We start from the raw sequence: 20,194 nt of genomic DNA, 5'->3' as shown, positions 1-20,194 counted from the left end.
CGACAAGACTGCGAATTTCACTTTATTTAAGCTACAATCCCTTAAATTTAGCTGAGAAAATTGATTGTGATCATGCTCTCATCTTATTGCGGCTGATGGTCGCCCAATGAAGACAATTCTGAGAGAACGCTATGCCTTTTACCGTTGCGCTCACCGGAGGAATTGGCAGTGGTAAAAGCACCATTGCCAATGCTTTCGCCGCGCTAGGCGTTGATATTATTGATGCTGATGTGATTGCACGAGAAGTGGTTGAACCTGGTTCACCCGCCCTGCAGGCGATCGTTAAACGCCATGGTGAGTCAATATTGACCGCCGAAGGAGCGTTGTATCGGGCACGACTGCGCGAGATTATTTTTCAGCAGCCGAAAGAAAAAAACTGGCTAAATCAGCTGCTTCATCCTCTTATCAATGCCCGTACGCAGCAGCTAAAATTATTGGCAACGTCACCCTATGTGTTATGGGTGGTGCCGCTATTGGTGGAAAACGGGTTACAGCATCAGGCTGACCGGGTTCTGGTGGTTGATGTGGATGAAGCTACGCAGTTGCGGCGTACTCAGCAGCGTGATGGCATCACACTTAGCCAGGCAAAAAATATTCTTGCCGCACAGGCCAGCCGCGAGCAGCGTCTGGCCTGTGCGGATGACCTCATCGATAACAGTGGTACGCCCGAGCAGGCGTTGCCGCGCGTTGCTGAACTTCACCAGCGTTATTTACGCCTGGCAGCAACCGGACAGGATTAACATCATGAGTACAGTCGTTCTGTTTGAACACCCGCTGAATGAGAAGATGCGCACCTGGCTGCGCGTGGAGTCATTACTTAACCAACTGCATGAAACGGTGCCTGTGGTGAATTCCGTCTCTGCATTAGGGGTATTTCGCATCATTGGTGATCTGTTAGATATCTTTGAGCGCGGTGATATGCGTACCGAGCTATTGAAAGAGCTGGAGCGCCAGCAGCAGAAACTTCGCGCCTGGCTTGATGTGCCTGGTGTGGACGAACACACCGTCAGCAGCCTGCGTGATCGATTAAAACAGCAATCCAGCGAGCTGAATGCGGCACCACGTATGGGTCAGCAGTTGCGCGAAGATCGGTTGATTGGATTGGTACGCCAGCGATTGAGCATTCCTGGTGGCTGCTGCAGTTTTGATTTGCCGAGCCTGCATATCTGGCTGCACCAGCAGCAGTCCCAGCGGGATTCGCAGGTTAACGGCTGGCTGGCGTCACTGGTTCCTCTGCGCAATAGTCTGACCATGATCCTCGATCTGGTGCGTCAGTCAGGCGTATTTCGCCATCAAACCAGCCTGAACGGTTTTTACCAGGATAATGCCGAAGGTTCGGATTTGTTGCGTCTCCAGCTCCCCCTCGAAGATGCGCTGTACCCGCAGGTTTCAGGCCATAAAAGCCGTTATGCCATTCGATTCCTGCCACTGGACAGCGAGCGCGGTGAAGTGCCAGCCCGATTGAATTTTGAATTAGCGTGTTGTTGAGGTTGTTATGCAGGAAGAGATGATTACCGTACCTTGTCCCAACTGCGGTAAAGATGTGATGTGGGATGAACTGAGTCCGTGGCGTCCGTTCTGCAGCAAGCGCTGCCAGCTGATTGATTTGGGCGAATGGGCCGCTGAAGAGAAGCGCATTCCCAGCGATAGCGATCTGACCGACAGCGATGACTGGAGCGAAGAACAGCATTAATAAGAGATAAGGGGCTTACGCCCCTTCGCTTAAATTTCGTCAGCCACTAGGCGAGCGATAAGTTCGTGGTTGGCAGGAGGAAACTCTTCCGCGACTAAATCACGCTGTTCCACCCAACGCTGAGGCTGTCCTTCACGGCCGTACGGCTCACCGTTCCATCCTTCCACCAGGAAGAAGTGCAATGTGACGCGCAGATCGTCATAGCTATGATCGGCCAGACCAATCGCCTTCGCGGCTGTCACCTCAATGCCGGTCTCTTCCATCAACTCGCGTTTTAACGCTTGTTCAGCGGTTTCATCCTGTTCAATTTTTCCGCCAGGAAACTCCCATTTATTCGCCATGTAGGAACTTGCCGCACGCTGGGCAAGGAAGATCTGACGGCTGGCATTGCGAATGATGCCCACTGCGACTTGCAGGTGTTTCATAAGCTGAATTCCGCTTTTAATTAATGAGCGCTGATAGTAATGCAGTCGCCAGGCAATGTTAACTCTGTGGCGACGGCCAAAAGAAAAAGGAGCCCGAAGGCTCCTCGTTTATCAGGCCAGGCGGCCATGACACTGTTTGTATTTCTTACCGGAACCGCATGGGCACAAATCGTTGCGCCCTACTTTGCGCTCCCCACCCTGCGCAGCCAGCGCGGCGGCCGCAGCGGTTTCGTCATCAACGTGGCTCAGCTGTTGCTGTTGTGCCAGACGCTCAGCCTCTTCACGGCGTTGCTGTTCCATCGCTTCGACTTCCTCCGGCATGCGCACCTGTACTTTGCTCAGGGTGCTGATCACTTCATACTTCAGTGACTCCAGCATCGCCGCGAACATTGAGAAGGACTCGCGCTTGTATTCCTGCTTCGGATCTTTCTGCGCATAACCGCGCAGATGGATGCCCTGACGCAGATAATCCATCGCCGCCAGATGCTCTTTCCACAATGAATCCAGGGTTTGCAGCATCACGCCTTTTTCGAAGTTACGCATCATTTCAGCGCCAACCACTTCTTCTTTCGACGCATAGTTTTCATGCGCGCGGCTCATGATACGTTCACGCAGCGTTTCTTCATGCAGGTCCGGCTCTTTATCCAGCCATTCTGCAATCGGCAGATCCAGATCGAAATCGTTACGCAGGCGCTCTTCCAAACCAGGAACATCCCACATTTCTTCCAGCGACTGCGGCGGAATGTAGGTGTCGATGGTGGCTTTGAACACATCTTCACGGATGCTGTTGATGGTTTCAGACACATCAGACACGTCCAGCAGTTCATTACGCTGGCTGTAGATGGCGCGGCGCTGATCGTTCGCCACATCATCGTATTCCAACAGCTGCTTACGGATGTCGAAGTTACGGCTTTCCACTTTACGCTGTGCGTTGGCAATCGCTTTGGTGACCCACGGATGCTCAATCGCTTCGCCTGGTTTCATGCCCAGTTTACGCATCATGTTAGATACGCGATCCGAGGCGAAGATACGCATCAATGCATCTTCCATCGACAGATAGAAGCGGGATGAACCGGCATCACCCTGACGACCCGCACGGCCGCGCAACTGGTTATCGATACGGCGCGATTCGTGGCGTTCAGTACCAATGATGTGCAGACCGCCCGAAGCCAGCACCGCATCATGGCGCAGTTTCCAGGCTTCTTTGATGGCCTGAATCTGCTCTTCTGAAGGTTCATCCAGCGCTGCCACTTCGGCCTGCCAGCTACCGCCCAACACGATATCGGTACCACGACCTGCCATGTTGGTTGCGATGGTGACTGCAGCTGGTTGACCCGCCTGTGCCACGATATCCGCTTCGCTGGCGTGGAACTTGGCGTTCAGTACGCTGTGTTTGATACCCGCGCGCGTCAGTTCGTTAGAGACCACTTCTGATTTTTCAATCGAGATGGTACCCACCAGCACCGGTTGACCGTTGGCGGTACAGGCACGGATGTCTTCGATGATCGCGTCGATCTTCTCTTTCTCGGTCATATAGACCAGGTCAGCCATATCTTTACGCACCATCGGACGGTTAGTTGGCACCACGATGGTATCGAGTTTATAGATCGAGCTGAATTCAAACGCTTCGGTATCAGCAGTACCGGTCATACCGGCCAGTTTTTCGTAAATACGGAAGTAGTTCTGGAAGGTGATGGAAGCCAGCGTCTGGTTCTCGTTCTGGATTTCCACGCCTTCTTTGGCTTCAACAGCCTGATGCAAACCATCAGACCAGCGACGGCCCTGCATGGTACGGCCGGTGTGCTCATCGACGATGATCACTTCGCCATCTTTCACGATGTAATCGACATCGCGAGTAAACAGCGCATGCGCACGCAGTGCAGCCGTCACGTGATGCATCAGCATGATGTTGGTTGGCGAGTAAAGTGACTCACCTTCTTCCATGATGCCCTGGTTCACCAGCAGCTCTTCAACTTTTACCAGACCACGCTCGCTCATGTGAGCCTGACGTGCTTTCTCATCGACCCAGAAGTCACCTTCACCCTGGAAGGTTTCTGAATCTTCCTTCTCCTGGCGCACCAGGTGAGGAATGATTTTATTCACTTTGGTGTACAGCTCAGAGCTGTCTTCGGCAGGACCGGAGATGATTAACGGCGTACGCGCTTCATCGATCAGGATGGAGTCCACTTCATCCACCAACGCGTAGTGCAGTTTACGCTGGACGCGTTCTTCCGGGCTGAACGCCATGTTGTCGCGCAGGTAGTCGAAGCCGTATTCGTTGTTAGTACCGTAGGTGATATCCGCAGCATAGGCTGCGCGTTTGGCCACCGCGGGCATGTTTGGCAGGTTGATACCGATAGACAGACCCAGGAACTCGAACAGTGCGCGATTGTTTTCGGCATCACGCTGTGCCAGGTAGTCGTTCACCGTGACCACGTGCACGCCTTTACCGCTCAGTGCGTTAAGGTAAGCCGGCAGTGTTGCCGTCAGGGTTTTACCTTCACCGGTACGCATCTCGGCGATGCAACGCTCATTCAGCACCATGCCGCCAATCAGCTGTACATCGAAGTGGCGCATACCAAACACACGTTTACTGGCTTCACGTACCGTAGCAAAGGCTTCAGGAATCAGGCTTTCAAGGCTTTCACCTTTCTTCAGGCGTTCACGGAACAGGTCGGTTTTAGCTTTCAGTTCGTCATCCGAGAGCTTGACGAAATCCGGCTCCATCTTATTGATGACATCGACAATTTTGCGCATACGGCGCAGGGTACGATCGTTACTGCTGCCAAAGACTTTGGTTAACAATTTGATTAACATGATAAATTTTTCTCAATTCAGCCGCATTCATGCGGTCTGGAAAATCTAAAACAGGATGTGGAAAATCGTTAGCTGTTAAGCAATGGCAGGCCCGGCGCGGATGCCATGAATAGCAGCCTGCCAGTCAGCAGAAGTGTGAATTTGAGGTTCGCGATGACGCAGCGTTTCCTGCGGCTCTAATGCAATAGCGGGTTGAGCTGGCGATGTGAGTAGCGCCTGCAGCGAATCGATTAACGCCAGCTTTTGTGCCGCTAGCGGGACTGTATGACTCTCTTCCGCTTCTGCAGGTGGCGTCATGCTAAATGAGAGGTGGCGAATGACCGTGCGAATGGCATGCTGATGCCAGTAATCGACATTGAAATTAGGTCGACGCGCACTTTCCTGCAGACGGATTAAATGATCGAAATGAACAACATTGCCGACAAACAGGCTGCTGATGGGCGAGTCTGTCGCCGTGGACTCCGCACTTTGCGCACAGGCAGGCAAGCCCAAACTGGCCGCCACCATCCCTAATAAGAGATGAGGCCAGAAGTAGCGTCTGCCTAATTGTCGCCAGCGTGAGAAAATCCCGATCACAACCTGTCCACAGTTAAATAAAATAATGAAGCCGTTGCGGTTATCCGCGAACCTGCTCATATGAGCGCCAGATAATAGCACTTATGTGGGGCCAGGACACCAGTGATTAAAGGGCTTACGGGGGATTTCACGTTTATTTGTACAGGCTTTCGCCAGTGATAGCAGAGAATTGAGAGCGGTCTTGCAGGAATAAAAAACAGGCAATAAAAAACGGCAGCTTCCACTGACCGGAGAGGGTGTCAGGGAAACTGCCGTTTTTATGACTGACTTACGCCAGGACTAAATTTGGTGCTTTGAATGCCAGTGGCAGTTCAGCTTCGTCTTCGAAGGTTGCCCATTCCCAGGCTTCCTGCTTCGCCAGTACCGCTTGCAGCAATTTATTGTTTAAAGCATGACCAGATTTAAACGCAGAGAAAGCGCCAATCACGTTGTGGCCACACATAAACAGATCGCCGATCGCGTCCAGCATTTTGTGACGAACGAACTCATCTTCAAAGCGCAGACCGTCTTCGTTGAGTACGCGGAAATCATCAAGACCAATCGCACAATCTAAGCTACCGCCCAGGCACAGGCCTTTAGACTGCAGATATTCGATTTCCCGCATAAAACCAAAGGTGCGCGCACGACTGATTTGGCGAACAAACGCCTCAGCCGAGAAGTTCAGCTGGTAACGCTGCGAGCTTGAGTCAATTGCCGGATGTTTGAAATCGATAGTAAAGTCGAGTGAGAAACCGTTATAGGGTTTGATCTCGGCCCACTTATCGCCATCTTCAACACGCACCGTCTGCTTAACGCGTACGAATTTCTTCGCACTGTTCAGCTCTTCGACGCCTGCATCCATCAGCAAGTAGACAAAAGGCGCGGCACTGCCATCCATAATCGGGATTTCGGGCGCATCGACTTCAACAATGATGTTGTCGATACCCAAGCCAGCCAATGCAGCATTCAGGTGTTCAACCGTCGATATACGTACGCCTTCATCATTCACCAGGCAGGTACTCAGCATGGTGTCGCGCACGTATTTTGCATCAGCCGGGAAATCAACCGGTGGATTCAAGTCAGTGCGACGATAGATGACCCCGGTATTAGCCGACGCAGGGCGTAAGGTCAGCGTGACTTTCTTGCCGGTATGTAAACCGACACCAGTCGCCTGAACAATACGTTTTAATGTCCTTTGTTTGATCATCGCATTATCTCGCAATATTACCCATCCGACCGCCAGTATAAATTACCAGCGGGCGAATACTTTAGCACAAAGAGCGGAGAATCCCAATTCTCAGGATATTCTTAGTCTGCCTGCTTACGCAGGAAGGCTGGAATATCAAGATAATCTGGCTCTTTATTGGACGATGCTGGCTGGTCGTTGACCACTTTCGCTGCCGGCTTCTGCTCCTGCGGCAACGGCGCCATGCCGTGCTGCTGGTAGCGATGATCCATCACTGGCTGCGAAGCCGGTTTGTTGGTCACCAGCGTAATTTCTGGACGCTTGTCCATGCCAATACCGGTAGCAACGACGGTCACGCGCAGTTCGTCGTTCATCTCTGGGTCCAGAGAAGTACCGATTACCACGGTCGCGTTGTCAGAGGCGAAGGCGCGGATAGTGTTACCCACGGTTTCGAACTCATCCAGACGCAGGTCGAAGCCCGCCGTGATGTTGACCAGCACACCGCGAGCACCAGACAGATCGATATCTTCCAGCAGTGGGCTGGAGATCGCCATTTCGGCTGCTTCTTCGGCACGGTCTTCACCGCATGCCACGCCGGAGCCCATCATGGCGTAACCCATTTCTGACATCACGGTACGCACGTCCGCGAAGTCAACGTTCATCAAGCCTGGGCGAGTAATCAGCTCGGCGATACCCTGCACCGCACCTTTCAGTACGTCGTTGGCTGCACCAAAGGCATCCAGCAGAGAGATACCGCGACCCAGCACTTTTAACAGCTTGTCGTTCGGGATGGTGATCAGTGAATCGACATGCTTAGACAGCTCAGCGATACCCTGTTCAGCAAAAGCCATACGCTTTTTGCCTTCGAAGTTGAAGGGCTTGGTCACCACCGCAACGGTCAGGATACCCAAATCTTTTGCTACTTCTGCCACGACTGGCGCTGCACCGGTACCGGTACCGCCGCCCATGCCTGCAGCGATAAACACCATGTCTGCCCCTTCCAGTGCAGAACGCAGTGCTTCACGATCTTCCTCAGCTGAGGTACGACCCACTTCCGGGTTTGCACCCGCACCGAGACCCTTGGTGATACCGGTCCCGATCTGGATCGTCTGGCCAACCGCTGTCTTACGCAACGCTTGCGCGTCGGTGTTTACAGCGAAGAATTCTACACCTTCGATACGCTCGCGTACCATGTGCTCTACGGCGTTGCCACCGCCGCCGCCGACGCCGATGACTTTAATCACCGCGTCATTGGTTAATTCCATAGGTTCAAACATGATTTCTCTCCGTTATGTGCCTGTCGCCTGGAGATCATAAACATTGCCTGCATGATCTCCTTTTTCAAAAATTAAAACTCTTTCTTCAGCCAGCTATTGATACGTTTAAACCAGTTGCCCACTGAAGCACGTTTTTCCGTTTCTGCATCACCGTTCATGTGTGACTCTTTGCCGTAATGCAGCAGACCGACTGCAGTTGAGTAATACGGCTCCTGCGCATAATCCGTCAGGCCGGTGATGTTAAGTGGCTGACCAATACGCACCTGCGTATGGAACACACGCTGGGCGCAAGCGGCCAAACCTTCAATCTGTGCTGCGCCACCGGTCAGCACGATGCCTGCTGCCAGGTGGTGTTTCACGCCCTGCTGGCGCAGTTGCTCCTGCAGTTGCAGAATCTCGTCATTCACCAGATTCAGCAATTCGGTGTAACGCGGCTCAATCACTTCTGCCAGCGTTTGGCGTTGCAGACTGCGCGGTGGACGTCCACCGACGCTCGGCACTTCGACGTTTTCATCTTTGCCAACAATCGAACCCAGCGCACAACCATGGCGTACTTTGATCGCTTCCGCATCGGTTGGCGGTGTGCCGAAGGCATAGGCGATATCACTGGTCACCACATTGCCTGCATAAGGGATCACTTTGGTGTGACGCAGTGCGCCGCCGGTGTAAACCGCGATATCCATTGTACCGCCACCGATGTCAACAACACAGACGCCCAGCTCACGTTCATCTTCAGTCAGAACCGAGAAACTGGATGCCAGTCCGGCAAAAATCAGTTGGTCAACTTTCAGGCCGCAACGTTCAACGGCTTTAACAATATTTTTCGCCATATCATTGTGGCAGGTAATCAAGTGCACTTTCGCCTGCATACGCACGCCGGAAAGTCCCACCGGATTCTTGATGCCTTCCTGATAATCAATGGCATATTCCTGAGGAATAACATGCAGGATACGATGTTCATCGCGTACGCGTACGGATTTCGCCGTATGTACCACGTTCTCTACATCATCCTGAGTCACTTCCTCTTCCGAAATCGGAACCATCCCGATTTCGTTCTGACAACTGATATGTTTGCCCGATAAAGCAAGGTAAACCGACGAAATCTGGCAATCAGCCATCAGTTCAGCCTGGTCGATGGCGCGTTGAACGCATTTCACCACCGACTCAAGGTCATTTACGCCGCCTTTATCCATACCGCGAGACGGGCAGCTGCCCACCCCAATAATGTTGACCATACCATCAGGCAGAATTTCCCCAACCAGGGCGGCAACCTTTGCGGTGCCGATTTCAAGTCCTACTACCAGTTTTCTGTCCGTTGCCTTGATCATTGTGGTTTAGCCTGTGCCTGGTTTTGTTGCTGATTACTGTCCTGTGGCTCCAGCGGGGCCGCTGCCCAGCCTACTGCGGCGCCGGAGTCGTAGCGCAAATCGACATAGGTAATGCGCTTGTTCTGACTCTGGCCTTGCTGCAGCAGCTCCGGATAGAGCTCAATAAAACGGTTCAGACGCTTCATGGTGTCGCTGCGTCCCAGTTCGATGCGCACATCGTCGCTGGTCACTAACTGCCACGAGCGCCGCGCCGTCATCGACGCGACCTTCAGGGTAAACTTGCCGGCTTTGAGCACATCACTCATGGTGTGATAGCCCGCCAACACCTCTGTTTCACTGCCTTCCGGGCCATATAACATCGGCAATGTTTCTTTACCGATGTGACTGGCCGGGACGCTGAAGGAGACGCCATCGGCGTCTACCATGTGTGAGTCATTCCAGCGAGCCACCGGAACGTACTCCACCAGGTTAATCTTCAGCTCATCAGGCCACTGCTTACGCACACTGACCTGTTTGATCCAGGGTAAACGCTCAATCTGTTGCTGGATGATGTCCACGTTTTGCGACATAAACGTGCCAGGCGCACCGAGCGACAAAATGGCCTGGCGAATGTCATCATGCGTGGTGTAATGCGTTTCCCCGGTCACCACCAGCTTCGACAGCGGTAAACGCGACGCATCATTCATCCACTTCAGCACCACCAGCCCACCGGCGGCCATGATGCCCAACACAATCAGCAGGAATACGACGCCAAACAGTCGGGCACCGTTGCTACGCCCGGTGCGCGCACGCTCCTGGGGTTCGCGATTTCGTACACGTATCGCCGCCTGAGACATATCAGTCAGCCAGTTCCAGAATACGCGCCACCAGCTGCGGGAAACTGTATCCTGCCTGCTTCGCGGCCATCGGCACCAGACTGTGGCTGGTCATGCCCGGTGAGGTATTCACTTCCAGCAACTGGAATTTACCCTCAGCATCCGTCATCACATCGACACGCCCCCAGCCGCTGCATCCCAGTGCACGCCAGGCTGCCCATACTAACGTCTTCAATTCTGCTTCCTGCTCTGCACTCAAACCGCTTGGGCAGAAGTATTCAGTATCGTCAGAAATGTATTTCGCTTCATAGTCATAGAACTCGCTGGCGGTTTTTATTCTGATAGAAGGCAGAATTTCATCACCCAGAATGCCAACGGTATATTCCGCACCGCTCAGGAAGGCCTCAATCAAGACATCATTGTCATGGCGAAACGCTTCATCCAACGCAGCAGGCAGTGCTTCTAACGTGTTCACTCGGCTGATGCCGACACTTGAACCTTCACAGCTTGGTTTCACAAACAGCGGCAGGCCGAGCGCATCGATTGCAGCCTGGGTTTGTGCATCTAAACCCAATTCCCGCTGCTGGCGCGTTAACCAAACAAATTTTCCTGATGGCAGTCCCCTGCCCTGCCACAGCAATTTGCTGCGCAGTTTATCCATGGTGATCGCCGAAGCCATCACGCCGCTGCCGGTATACGGCAACTGGAGGAACTCCAATACCGCCTGCAGCGTGCCATCTTCACCGCCACGACCATGCAGGGCGATAAAGGTTTTTTCAAAGCCCTGCGCTTTAAGGTCCAGCACTGACACATCACGGGTATCCACGCCGTGTGCATCAATGCCCATCTCACGCAATCCTGCCAACACGGCACTGCCCGACATTAGCGATACATCACGCTCTGCAGAGGTTCCGCCCATCAGGACGGCGACTTTCTCAGCCATGGCGCACCTCCGTTTTCGCAGCTGGCTGCAACTCAAGCTCAGCCAGTTTGCGGGCGATTTTGCCGATATTGCCGGCGCCCTGCACGATGACCAGATCGTCACCTGACAACAACGGGGCCAGCGCTTCCGGCAACGCATCGTGCTCAGAGACCAGAATCGGGTCAACCTTGCCACGATGGCGAATCGCGCGGCACAGTGAACGGCTATCTGCGCCTGGAATCGGCGCTTCACCGGCCGGATAAACATCCAGCATCAGCAATACATCAACCTGTGACAGCACGTTAGCGAAGTCATCGAAAAGATCACGAGTTCGCGTGTAACGGTGCGGCTGGAACACCATCACCAGTTTCTTATTTGGCCAGCCGGCACGGGCGGCTTTGATGGTGACGTCGACTTCCGTTGGGTGATGACCGTAATCATCTACCAGCATCGCGCTGCCTGGATTGCCATTGACCACTGCGGTATCAAATTCGCCCAGCACATCAAAGCGGCGTCCAGTGCCCTGGAAGCTCTCCAGCGCGGCCAAAATCGCGTTATCTTCAATGCCTTCTTCCGTCGCCACTGCAACAGCGGCGGCTGCGTTTAAGGCATTGTGACGACCCGGCGCATTCAGGGTCACTTTCAGCACCGGCTTGTCCTGACGAATCAGGGTAAAGTGCCCCTGCGCGCCACGTTGTTCATAGTTTTCGATGCGCACATCGGCGTCATCGCTGAAGCCGTACGTGGTGACCTGACGGCCCACGCGTGGGATCAAATCGCGGATCACCACATCATCCACACACATCACAGCACGTCCATAGAACGGCAGGTTATGCAGGAAGTTAATGAACGTCTGCTTCAGGTTCTCGAAGTCGCCCTGATAGGTGTCCATATGGTCCGCTTCGATATTGGTGACAATCGCCACCATCGGCTGCAGATGCAGGAACGACGCGTCACTCTCATCCGCTTCCGCAATCAGGTAACGACTGGTGCCCAAACGCGCATGGGTGCCCGCCGCTTTCACCAGGCCGCCATTCACGAATGTCGGATCCAGTCCACCTTCGGCATAAATACTGGTGACCATCGCTGTCGTGGTGGTTTTGCCGTGCGTACCGGCAACCGCGATACCATGACGGAAGCGCATCAGCTCAGCCAGCATCTCTGCACGGCGGATCACCGGGATACGCTGCTCGCGGGCCGCGACCAGTTCCGGATTGTCCTGTGCCACCGCTGTCGACACCACCACCACGCTCGCATCCGTCACGTTTTCCGGGCGATGGTTGAAATAAATGGTCGCACCTAACGAGGCCAGATGCTGGGTCACCGGATTAGGCGCCAGATCCGAACCGCTGATGTGATAACCTTCGTTCGCCAACACCTCGGCAATACCGCCCATGCCAGCACCACCGATGCCGACAAAGTGAATGTGCCGGACGCGACGCATCTCGGGCACAATAGAACGCAGTTTTGCCAATTGTTGTGTATTCATCTGTCTCGATTACCTGTTGATCTCATGTGTACCTGCATTCAGGTACAGCCGGTCAAACCGACCTATTAATTACTTCGCGACGCGTGCCACTTCCTGCGCAACCCGATCGGTTGCATCAGGAATCGCAACCTGGCGCGCTTTCTCAGCCATCGCCAGCAGCGTTGTGCGATCCCAGTGGCGCAACGTGTCCGCTACTGCAGTCGCGGTAAATTGCGGCTGCTCGAAAATTTTGGCTGCGCCCGCTTGCTCCAGCGGCAACGCATTCCAGTACTGCTGGCGGTCTTTATGCTGAAACGGCACAAAGATCGCCGGTAAACCTGCGGCGGCGACTTCGCTCACCGTTAAGGCACCCGAACGACACACCACCACATCCGCCCAGGCATAGGCTTCCGCCATATCATCGATAAACTCGGTGACCTTGTGCTGCGGCTGTCCGGCATCGCGATAAGCCTGCTGCACCATCTCAAGCGCACCTTTGCCGCTTTGATGCCAAATCGTGATGGCATCACCCAGTTCCGCGGCCACCTGCGGCACCGTTTGATTCAATATGCGTGCGCCCTGGCTTCCACCGACCACCAGCACACGAATCGCGCCGCTGCGTCCACTCAGGCGTTCAGCCGGCAGCGGCAGGGCCAACACATCGGTACGCACGGGATTGCCAACCACATCGGCTTTCGGGAATGCACCCGGAAACGCCTGCATCACTTTGGTGGCAATTTTCGCCAGCCATTTGTTGGTCAGCCCGGCAATGCCGTTCTGCTCATGCAGCACCACCGGGATACCGCAACTCCAGGCGGCTAATCCACCCGGGCCGGAAACATATCCGCCCATGCCGAGCACCACGTCCGGCTGCCAGTGCTTCATAATGCGACGCGCCTGGCGCCATGCATTGAAAATACGTACGGGTGCCAGTAACTGTGCTTTGACACCTTTACCGCGCAAACCACTGATGCGGATAAAATCGATCTCAATGCCATGCTTCGGCACCAAATCCGCTTCCATTCGGTCAGCGGTTCCGAGCCAGCGCACCTGCCAGCCCTGTTCGATCAGATGGTGTGCCACCGCCAGACCAGGGAACACGTGCCCACCGGTTCCACCGGCCATCACCATCAGCCGCTTACTACTCATCGAGCACCTCGGGTAAACGCCTGCGCTTTTGCCAGACGCGTTTCATAATCAATGCGCAATAAAAACACGATGGCGGTCGACATGATGATCAGACTTGAGCCACCGTAACTGATCAGCGGCAGTGTCAGACCTTTGGTCGGCAGCATGCCTGCGGCCGCACCGACGTTAACCAGCGCCTGGAAGCTAAACCACACGCCAATTGAGCAAGCGAGGAAGCCAGAAAAGCGCTGATCGATCTCCAGAGCACGGCGACCAATCGACATCGCGCGAAAAGCCACGAAGAATACCATTAACAGCGCCAAAACCACACCGACATAACCCAACTCTTCACCAATGATGGAGAAGATAAAGTCGGTATGCGCCTCGGGCAGATACTCAAGTTTTTGCACCGAGTTGCCGAGGCCCTGCCCCCAGAATTCGCCACGGCCAAAGGCCATCAGAGACTGGGTCAGCTGGTAGCCGCTGCCAAAGGGATCTTCCCATGGGTTCCAGAAAGAGGTCACACGGCGCATACGATAGGGTTCAGCGATAATCAGCAACACCACGGCAAAAATACCGGAGCCGATGATCGCCAGGAACTGCCACATTTTGGCGCCCGCGAGGAACAACATCGCCAGCGTTGTGACGAACAGCACTACCACCGTACCAAGGTCCGGTTGCGCCAGTAGCAGAACGGCCAGCACCACCATCACACCCATCGGCTTACAGAAGCCCCAGAAGTTGTTACGCACTTCTTCTACTTTGCGCACCAGATAGCTGGCGAGATAGCAAAACAGGGACAGTTTGGATAATTCAGCCGGCTGAATACGTAATGGGCCCAAGGCAATCCAGCGCGATGCACCGTTAACCGAGCTGCCCACCACCAAGACAATCAGCAGCATTGCCACAGACGCCATCAGCATCACGTTGCTGTAGCGCTGCCAGAAATCCATTGGCACGCGCAATGTCACCAGCGCCATACCTACCGCCAGGGCAATATAAAAAGCGTCGCGTTTAGCGAAGTAGAACGGATCTTCGTTAAGACGCTGGCCGACCGGCATCGACGCTGAAGTCACCATCACAAAGCCGATAATCGCCAAACCAAAGGTCAGCCACAGCAGCGTGCGGTCATACAGCACCACTGGCGCATCATCATTTTCGCGGCCACCCATCACCCAATCGCGTAAACGCACGGAGAGGAAGCTGGCAATACTGGCACCCGGAATGCGCATCAGCTCAGCTCCTTCGCCAGTTGCGCGAAGATATCGCCGCGCTGTTCAAAATTACGGAACTGATCGAGGCTGGCGCAGGCCGGTGACAGCAGCACCATGTCGCCCGCCTTCGCCTGAGGGGCAATCTGCTCCATGGCTTGCTGCATCGTTTCTGTACGCGTAGCGATCTCAGGGCGCAATGCAGCGAGCGCATCGCCGTCGCGGCCAAAGCAATAGAGACGTACGTTGTCGCCCTGCAAAAAGCGCGTCAGCGAACTGAAATCAGCAGATTTGCCATCGCCGCCCATCAGCAGCCATAAGGTGCCTTTCACCTGCAAACCATTGAGTGCCGCTTCAGTGCTGCCGACGTTGGTGGCTTTGGAGTCATTGATCCAGCGCACACCGTTCGCCTCATGCACCAGCTGAAAACGGTGCGCCAGGCCAGTGAAAGTGGTGAACGCTTTCAGACTGGAAGCGCGCGGGATATTCACCGCATCTGCCAGCGCCAGCGCCGCCAGTGCGTTGGTGTAGTTGTGCTGGCCCACCAGAGTCATTTCATCAGTGTTTAGCACTCTTTCGCCCTGCGCCCGCAGCCAGGTGCTGCCTTGCTGCTGGGTCAGGTGATAATCACCCAGATTAATGCCAAAACTGACACATCGTGCATCAACACCACGCACGGGCATGGTCATACCATCATCGGCATTGACCACACAGACGCGGGCATTTTCATAAATGCGCAGTTTGGCGGCACGGTATTGCTGCATGCCCAGCGGATAGCGATCCATATGATCTTCCGTCACGTTGAGAATGGTGGCAGCCGCTGCTTGCAGACTGTAGGTGGTTTCAAGTTGGAAGCTGGAAAGTTCCAGCACATACAACTGTGCCGGAGACTTCAGCAGGGTTAACGCCGGTAAACCGATGTTACCACCCACGCCAACCTGCCAACCTGCTGCACGGGCCATTTCACCCACCAGCGTGGTGACAGTGCTTTTACCGTTCGAGCCGGTGATCGCGACAATCGGAGCCTGAGCTTCACGGCAGAACAGTTCGATATCACCGACGATTTCGATACCGGCATCCGCAGCTTCACTTAATGCAGGGTGCGCCAGCGCGATGCCTGGACTGGCAACGATCAAATCAGACGCCAGCAACCAGTCGCTGTTGATACCGCCCACATAGCGTTCAACCGCCTCAGGCAACTTGTCGAGGCCAGGCGGAGACACACGGGTATCCATCACGCGAGGCGTCACGCCCTGCGCGAGGAAGAAATCAACACAGGACAGGCCAGTGATGCCGAGTCCAATGATGACGACTTTTCTGCCCCGATAGTCAGCCATGATTAACGTACCTTCAGCGTTGCCAGGCCAATCAGCACCAGCATCAGTGAAATAATCCAGAAGCGCACAATGACGCGCGGCTCCGGCCAGCCCTTCAATTCATAGTGGTGGTGAATCGGCGCCATGCGGAAAATGCGTTGGCCGCGCAGCTTGAACGATCCCACCTGCAGGATCACCGACAGCGTTTCAACCACAAACACGCCGCCCATGATCACCAGCAAAAATTCCTGGCGCAGCAGCACGGCGATGGTACCTAGCGCGCCACCCAGTGCCAGTGAACCCACATCGCCCATAAAGACCTGAGCCGGGTAGGTGTTGAACCACAGGAAGCCAAGACCTGCACCGACAATCGCGGTACAGACAATCACTAATTCACCGGCATGGCGCAGATACGGAATATGCAGATACTCAGCAAACTTCACGTTACCGGTCGCCCATGCCACCAGCGCAAAACCTGCTGCCACGAAGACGGTAGGCATAATCGCCAGGCCATCCAGACCATCAGTCAGGTTGACCGCATTACCGGTGCCGACAATCACAAAGTAAGCCAGCAGCACATAGAACAATCCAAGCTGCGGCATGATGTCTTTAAAGAACGGCACCACCAACTGTGTGGCCGGTGTACCTTTACCCGCAGCGTAAAGCGCAAAAGCCACGCCAAGGGAAATCACCGACATCCAGAAGTATTTCCAGCGGGCAATCAGGCCTTTGGTGTCTTTGCGCACCACTTTGCGATAGTCATCCACAAAACCGATGATGCCGAAACCAATCAGCACCGCCAGCACGCACCACACATAAGGGTTGGATGGATACGCCCACATCAACACCGATACGGTGATGGAAGTGAGGATCATGATGCCGCCCATGGTTGGCGTACCGCGCTTACTAAAGTGCGATTCAGGACCGTCGTTACGCACCACCTGGCCAATCTGCAGCTTCTGCAGCCAGGCGATCAGACGTGGGCCCATCCAGAGTGACAGGAACAGGGCGGTCAGCAGGCTGACAATGGCGCGAAACGTCAAATACGAGAAGACGTTAAAGCCGGAATAAAGTGCGACCAAATGTTCGGCCAGCCAGACTAGCATGTTCCTTTCTCCTGTAAGCTCTCGACGACCTGCTCCATGGCGGCGCTACGTGAGCCTTTAACCAAAATAGTGATGTCCTGATGTTGGGACAGCAATGCGCGTAAACGTTCAGTCAGCTCGGCTTTCGTGGCGAAATGCTCGCCTTTGCCGCTACTTTCACCGATCAACCGACTCAAAGTGCCGGTACTCAGAACACAATCAATACCTGCTGCCCTGGCGGCTTCACCCACCTGCTGATGGCAAGCTTCCGCTTCATCGCCCAGTTCGGCCATATCACCGACTACCATCACGCGGAACCCCGGCATATCGCCCAGTACCTGTGCGGCCGCCGTCATCGAGCCGACGTTGGCGTTATAGCTGTCATCCAGCAGCAGTTGGTTATCTGCCAGACGTATCGGGAACAGACGGCCCGCTACGGGCTGCAATGTTTTCAAACCGGTTTGGATCGCGCTTAGCGGGGCATCAACAGACAGTGCCAGCGCCGCAGCAGCAAGTGCGTTCGCGATGTTGTGGCGGCCTGGCAGCGGCAGCGCAACATCGATATCCCCGCGCGGCGTATGCAAAGTAAACAGCGTGGCATCAGCGCGCAGCACGATTTCACTGGCACGGAATTCTGCATCCGCCATCGGCTGGGGTGAGAAGCGCCACAGCGTTTTATCGACAAACTGTGACTGCCAGTTAGCGAGGTCGTTGCTGTCCGCATTGACGATGGCAGTGCCGTGTACCGGTAGCCCGCCAAAAATTTCACCTTTCGCTTTCGCCACACCGGCCAGTGAACCAAAGCCTTCCAGATGCGCTGCAGCCAGGTTATTCACCAGGGCCGTTTCGGGACGCACTAAATCGGTGGTGTACGCAATTTCGCCCTGATGATTGGCACCCAGCTCAATCACCGCGAACTCGTGTTCTGGAGTCAGACGCAGCAACGTCATCGGCACGCCGAAGTCGTTGTTCAGGTTGCCAGCGGTATAGAGGGTTTCACCACACTGACGCAAAATGGCAGCGGTCATCTCTTTGACGGAGGTTTTACCGGATGAACCGGTCAGGGCTACCACGCGCGCCTTCGATTGCTGGCGCACCCAGGCGCCGAGCTGACCAAAGGCGATACGCGTATCAGCGACCACCACTTGTGGCACATCTAAAGGCAAGTACTTACTCACCAGCAGCGCTTTGGCACCCTTGGCAATAGCATCCTGAGCAAAGTCATGCGCATCAAAACGCTCACCGACCAGTGCGACAAACAGGCTGCCATCAGCAACTTTGCGCGTGTCGCTGGTCACATCATTCAGTGTCAAATCAACGCCATGCAGTTGACCGCCGCTGATTTCAGCCAATGTTTTCAAAGAAACCGGAATCATGCCATCACCCCCAGTAAACGGGCGACGGTGTCGCGATCGGAGTAATCCAGACGACGGTTACCAATGATTTGATAATCTTCATGGCCTTTACCCGCCACCAGCACGATGTCATCAGCATTGGCCTGCATCACAGCGTTAGTGACCGCTTGCGCACGTCCTGCAACCACGCGGGCGCGGCCGGGATCGAGCAAGCCAGTCAGAATGTCATTCACAATCGCGCTCGGCTCTTCGCTGCGCGGATTGTCATCAGTGATCACCACGATGTCAGAGAACTGTTCAGCTATCGCGCCCATCAGTGGACGTTTGCCTTTGTCGCGATCACCGCCACAGCCGAATACGCACCACAGCTTGCCTTTGCAGTGCAAGCGCGCGGCTTCCAGCGCTTTTTCCAGCGCATCAGGGGTGTGGGCATAATCCACCACCACTGTGGGTTTTTCTGGTGCCGTGAACACTTCCATACGGCCACATACCGGTTGCAGCTGTGCAGCGCTTGATACCAGTGCCTCCAGCGGATAATCGAGCGTCAGCAAGGTGGCCAGTGCCAGCAGCAGATTGCTGACATTGAATGCGCCCATCAAACGGCTATCAAATTCACCGTTGCCCCAGCTGGAGCTGAACTGGATGTGCGCACCGCCATCGTGATAATTCACCGCTGTGGCTTTCAGCCAGCGCCCACGACAGCCAGGCTGCAAGTTGTCATTCATGGTGACGGCAACGGCATCTGGCAGTTTTTCCAGCCACCGGCGTCCGACCTCGTCATCGGCGTTGATAATGGCTTCGCCAACCTGATGCTCAGAGAACAGCAGCCATTTGGCGGCTTCGTAGCCCTGCATATCACCGTGATAATCCAGGTGATCGCGGCTCAGATTGGTGAACACGGCAGCCGCGAAGGGCAATGCCGCCACGCGATGCTGCACCAGGCCGTGAGAAGAGACTTCCATCGCGGCCAGCGTGGCACCCTGCTCCACCAGATCATTCAATACATGTTGTACATCCACTGCGGAACCGGTGGTGTTTTCGGTGGCCACCAGTTGGCCATATAAGCCATTACCCACGGTGCCCATCACGGCACCGGTTTCACCCAGCAGATTGGCCCACTGCGCCATTAGCTGCGTGGTGGTGGTTTTTCCGTTGGTGCCGGTGACACCGATTAATTTGAGTTTTTCCGCAGGCTGCTGATAAAAGCGCCCGGCCAGTGCAGAGAGACGCTGCTGCAACTGCGCCAGGTAGATAACCGGGACGCCGTGCATCTCGCGGATATCTCCATCGCTGGCTTCGCCTTCGGCTTCGGCAATCACTGCCGCGACGCCCTGAGCAATAGCCTGCGGAATAAAACGACGTCCATCAGCATGATGGCCCGCCACGGCGATAAACAGATCGCCAGCAGCCGCAGCGCGGCTATCCAGTGTCATGTCACGGAGTGGACGCGCCGGCGCGCCCGGCACCCACGGGGCCAGTAAATCGCGCAGGTTACGATCGGTCACTTGGTTCCTCACTTCTGTTCTTCACCAACTCGTCTTTATCAATTGTCGGCAGCGCATCCGGTTCAATATTCATGGTGCGTAATACACCGCCCATGATGGCGCCAAACA

18 protein-coding genes are annotated in these 20,194 nt (G+C 54.9%); 3 read left to right on the top strand and 15 right to left on the bottom strand.

The features are described 5' to 3' along the window. Positions 1-131: 131 nt before the first annotated feature. The 3 genes from coaE to yacG are packed head-to-tail and all read left to right on the top strand — an operon-like array spanning position 132 to position 1,693. Positions 132-740 carry a dephospho-CoA kinase gene (gene coaE / locus VH86_RS09425; protein ID WP_045832755.1) on the top strand — a complete coding sequence of 203 codons (609 nt, stop codon included), beginning with the start codon at positions 132-134 and terminating at the stop codon, positions 738-740. A 4-nt stretch (positions 741-744) separates the two neighbouring features. Further along, positions 745-1,488, top strand: coding sequence for a cell division protein ZapD (zapD, locus tag VH86_RS09420; protein ID WP_045832754.1), 744 nt, complete (start codon positions 745-747; stop codon positions 1,486-1,488). A 7-nt stretch (positions 1,489-1,495) separates the two neighbouring features. Then, positions 1,496-1,693 (top strand): DNA gyrase inhibitor YacG, encoded by a 198-nt coding sequence (gene yacG / locus VH86_RS09415; protein WP_034829659.1) that lies wholly within the window; start codon positions 1,496-1,498, stop codon positions 1,691-1,693. A 29-nt stretch (positions 1,694-1,722) separates the two neighbouring features. Here the strand turns inward: yacG and mutT are convergent, their stop codons facing one another. The 15 genes from mutT to murE form a co-directional block, all read right to left on the bottom strand. After that, entirely contained in the window at positions 1,723-2,118 is a 396-nt protein-coding gene (gene mutT, locus VH86_RS09410) for an 8-oxo-dGTP diphosphatase MutT (protein WP_034829661.1), read from the bottom strand. A 111-nt stretch (positions 2,119-2,229) separates the two neighbouring features. Continuing rightward, a complete protein-coding gene (secA, locus tag VH86_RS09405; RefSeq protein ID WP_045816935.1) occupies positions 2,230-4,935 on the bottom strand; it encodes a preprotein translocase subunit SecA in 2,706 nt (901 codons plus the stop codon). A 75-nt stretch (positions 4,936-5,010) separates the two neighbouring features. Further along, positions 5,011-5,511: a secA translation cis-regulator SecM gene (gene secM, locus VH86_RS09400; RefSeq protein WP_197080208.1), complete on the bottom strand. Its 501-nt coding sequence runs from the start codon at positions 5,509-5,511 to the stop codon at positions 5,011-5,013. Positions 5,512-5,779: 268 nt separating this feature from the next. Then, a complete protein-coding gene (gene lpxC / locus VH86_RS09395; protein WP_034829665.1) occupies positions 5,780-6,697 on the bottom strand; it encodes a UDP-3-O-acyl-N-acetylglucosamine deacetylase in 918 nt (305 codons plus the stop codon). 101 nt (positions 6,698-6,798) lie between these two features. Next, entirely contained in the window at positions 6,799-7,953 is a 1,155-nt protein-coding gene (gene ftsZ, locus VH86_RS09390) for a cell division protein FtsZ (protein ID WP_034829667.1), read from the bottom strand. A gap of 71 nt (positions 7,954-8,024) precedes the next feature. After that, complete coding sequence (gene ftsA, locus VH86_RS09385; protein WP_013507861.1) at positions 8,025-9,281, bottom strand: cell division protein FtsA; 1,257 nt, start codon at positions 9,279-9,281, stop codon at positions 8,025-8,027. Further along, a complete protein-coding gene (gene ftsQ / locus VH86_RS09380; RefSeq protein WP_045816937.1) occupies positions 9,278-10,117 on the bottom strand; it encodes a cell division protein FtsQ in 840 nt (279 codons plus the stop codon). The genes ftsA and ftsQ overlap by 4 nt, the downstream gene beginning before the upstream one ends. Position 10,118: 1 nt before the next feature. Next, complete coding sequence (locus VH86_RS09375) at positions 10,119-11,039, bottom strand: D-alanine--D-alanine ligase (protein ID WP_038649068.1); 921 nt, start codon at positions 11,037-11,039, stop codon at positions 10,119-10,121. Further along, entirely contained in the window at positions 11,032-12,507 is a 1,476-nt protein-coding gene (murC, locus tag VH86_RS09370; protein ID WP_045832752.1) for a UDP-N-acetylmuramate--L-alanine ligase, read from the bottom strand. The genes VH86_RS09375 and murC overlap by 8 nt, the downstream gene beginning before the upstream one ends. Positions 12,508-12,576: 69 nt before the next feature. After that, entirely contained in the window at positions 12,577-13,635 is a 1,059-nt protein-coding gene (gene murG, locus VH86_RS09365; RefSeq protein ID WP_045832751.1) for an undecaprenyldiphospho-muramoylpentapeptide beta-N-acetylglucosaminyltransferase, read from the bottom strand. After that, entirely contained in the window at positions 13,632-14,846 is a 1,215-nt protein-coding gene (gene ftsW / locus VH86_RS09360; protein ID WP_038649075.1) for a cell division protein FtsW, read from the bottom strand. The genes murG and ftsW overlap by 4 nt, the downstream gene beginning before the upstream one ends. Further along, entirely contained in the window at positions 14,846-16,162 is a 1,317-nt protein-coding gene (murD, locus tag VH86_RS09355; RefSeq protein WP_045832750.1) for a UDP-N-acetylmuramoyl-L-alanine--D-glutamate ligase, read from the bottom strand. Before murD ends, ftsW begins: the two co-directional genes overlap by 1 nt. A 2-nt stretch (positions 16,163-16,164) precedes the next feature. Beyond that, entirely contained in the window at positions 16,165-17,247 is a 1,083-nt protein-coding gene (gene mraY, locus VH86_RS09350) for a phospho-N-acetylmuramoyl-pentapeptide-transferase (RefSeq protein ID WP_034829683.1), read from the bottom strand. After that, positions 17,241-18,602 (bottom strand): UDP-N-acetylmuramoyl-tripeptide--D-alanyl-D-alanine ligase, encoded by a 1,362-nt coding sequence (gene murF / locus VH86_RS09345; protein ID WP_045832749.1) that lies wholly within the window; start codon positions 18,600-18,602, stop codon positions 17,241-17,243. The genes mraY and murF overlap by 7 nt, the downstream gene beginning before the upstream one ends. Beyond that, positions 18,599-20,086 (bottom strand): UDP-N-acetylmuramoyl-L-alanyl-D-glutamate--2,6-diaminopimelate ligase, encoded by a 1,488-nt coding sequence (gene murE / locus VH86_RS09340; protein ID WP_045832748.1) that lies wholly within the window; start codon positions 20,084-20,086, stop codon positions 18,599-18,601. Before murE ends, murF begins: the two co-directional genes overlap by 4 nt. Positions 20,087-20,194 lie beyond the last annotated feature (108 nt).

It is taken from the genome of Pantoea sp. BL1 (genome assembly GCF_000963985.1).
GTDB lineage: Bacteria > Pseudomonadota > Gammaproteobacteria > Enterobacterales > Enterobacteriaceae > Pantoea > Pantoea rwandensis_B.
The sequence above is the reverse complement of the archived record's forward strand: the minus strand, read 5'-3'. Positions and strand labels throughout refer to the sequence as shown.

Bases quoted from the DNA above. Each gene is read 5' to 3' on its own strand.
- VH86_RS09375 (WP_038649068.1), bottom strand. From the start codon at position 11,039: ATGGCTGAGAAAGTCGCCGTCCTGATGGGCGGAACCTCTGCAGAGCGT.
- murF (WP_045832749.1), bottom strand. From the start codon at position 18,602: ATGATTCCGGTTTCTTTGAAAACATTGGCTGAAATCAGCGGCGGTCAA.
- lpxC (WP_034829665.1), bottom strand. From the start codon at position 6,697: ATGATCAAACAAAGGACATTAAAACGTATTGTTCAGGCGACTGGTGTC.
- ftsW (WP_038649075.1), bottom strand. From the start codon at position 14,846: ATGCGCATTCCGGGTGCCAGTATTGCCAGCTTCCTCTCCGTGCGTTTA.
- mutT (WP_034829661.1), bottom strand. From the start codon at position 2,118: ATGAAACACCTGCAAGTCGCAGTGGGCATCATTCGCAATGCCAGCCGT.
- murD (WP_045832750.1), bottom strand. From the start codon at position 16,162: ATGGCTGACTATCGGGGCAGAAAAGTCGTCATCATTGGACTCGGCATC.
- murC (WP_045832752.1), bottom strand. From the start codon at position 12,507: ATGAATACACAACAATTGGCAAAACTGCGTTCTATTGTGCCCGAGATG.
- mraY (WP_034829683.1), bottom strand. From the start codon at position 17,247: ATGCTAGTCTGGCTGGCCGAACATTTGGTCGCACTTTATTCCGGCTTT.
- yacG (WP_034829659.1), top strand. From the start codon at position 1,496: ATGCAGGAAGAGATGATTACCGTACCTTGTCCCAACTGCGGTAAAGAT.
- ftsQ (WP_045816937.1), bottom strand. From the start codon at position 10,117: ATGTCTCAGGCGGCGATACGTGTACGAAATCGCGAACCCCAGGAGCGT.
- murG (WP_045832751.1), bottom strand. From the start codon at position 13,635: ATGAGTAGTAAGCGGCTGATGGTGATGGCCGGTGGAACCGGTGGGCAC.
- secA (WP_045816935.1), bottom strand. From the start codon at position 4,935: ATGTTAATCAAATTGTTAACCAAAGTCTTTGGCAGCAGTAACGATCGT.
- ftsZ (WP_034829667.1), bottom strand. From the start codon at position 7,953: ATGTTTGAACCTATGGAATTAACCAATGACGCGGTGATTAAAGTCATC.
- coaE (WP_045832755.1), top strand. From the start codon at position 132: ATGCCTTTTACCGTTGCGCTCACCGGAGGAATTGGCAGTGGTAAAAGC.
- ftsA (WP_013507861.1), bottom strand. From the start codon at position 9,281: ATGATCAAGGCAACGGACAGAAAACTGGTAGTAGGACTTGAAATCGGC.
- zapD (WP_045832754.1), top strand. From the start codon at position 745: ATGAGTACAGTCGTTCTGTTTGAACACCCGCTGAATGAGAAGATGCGC.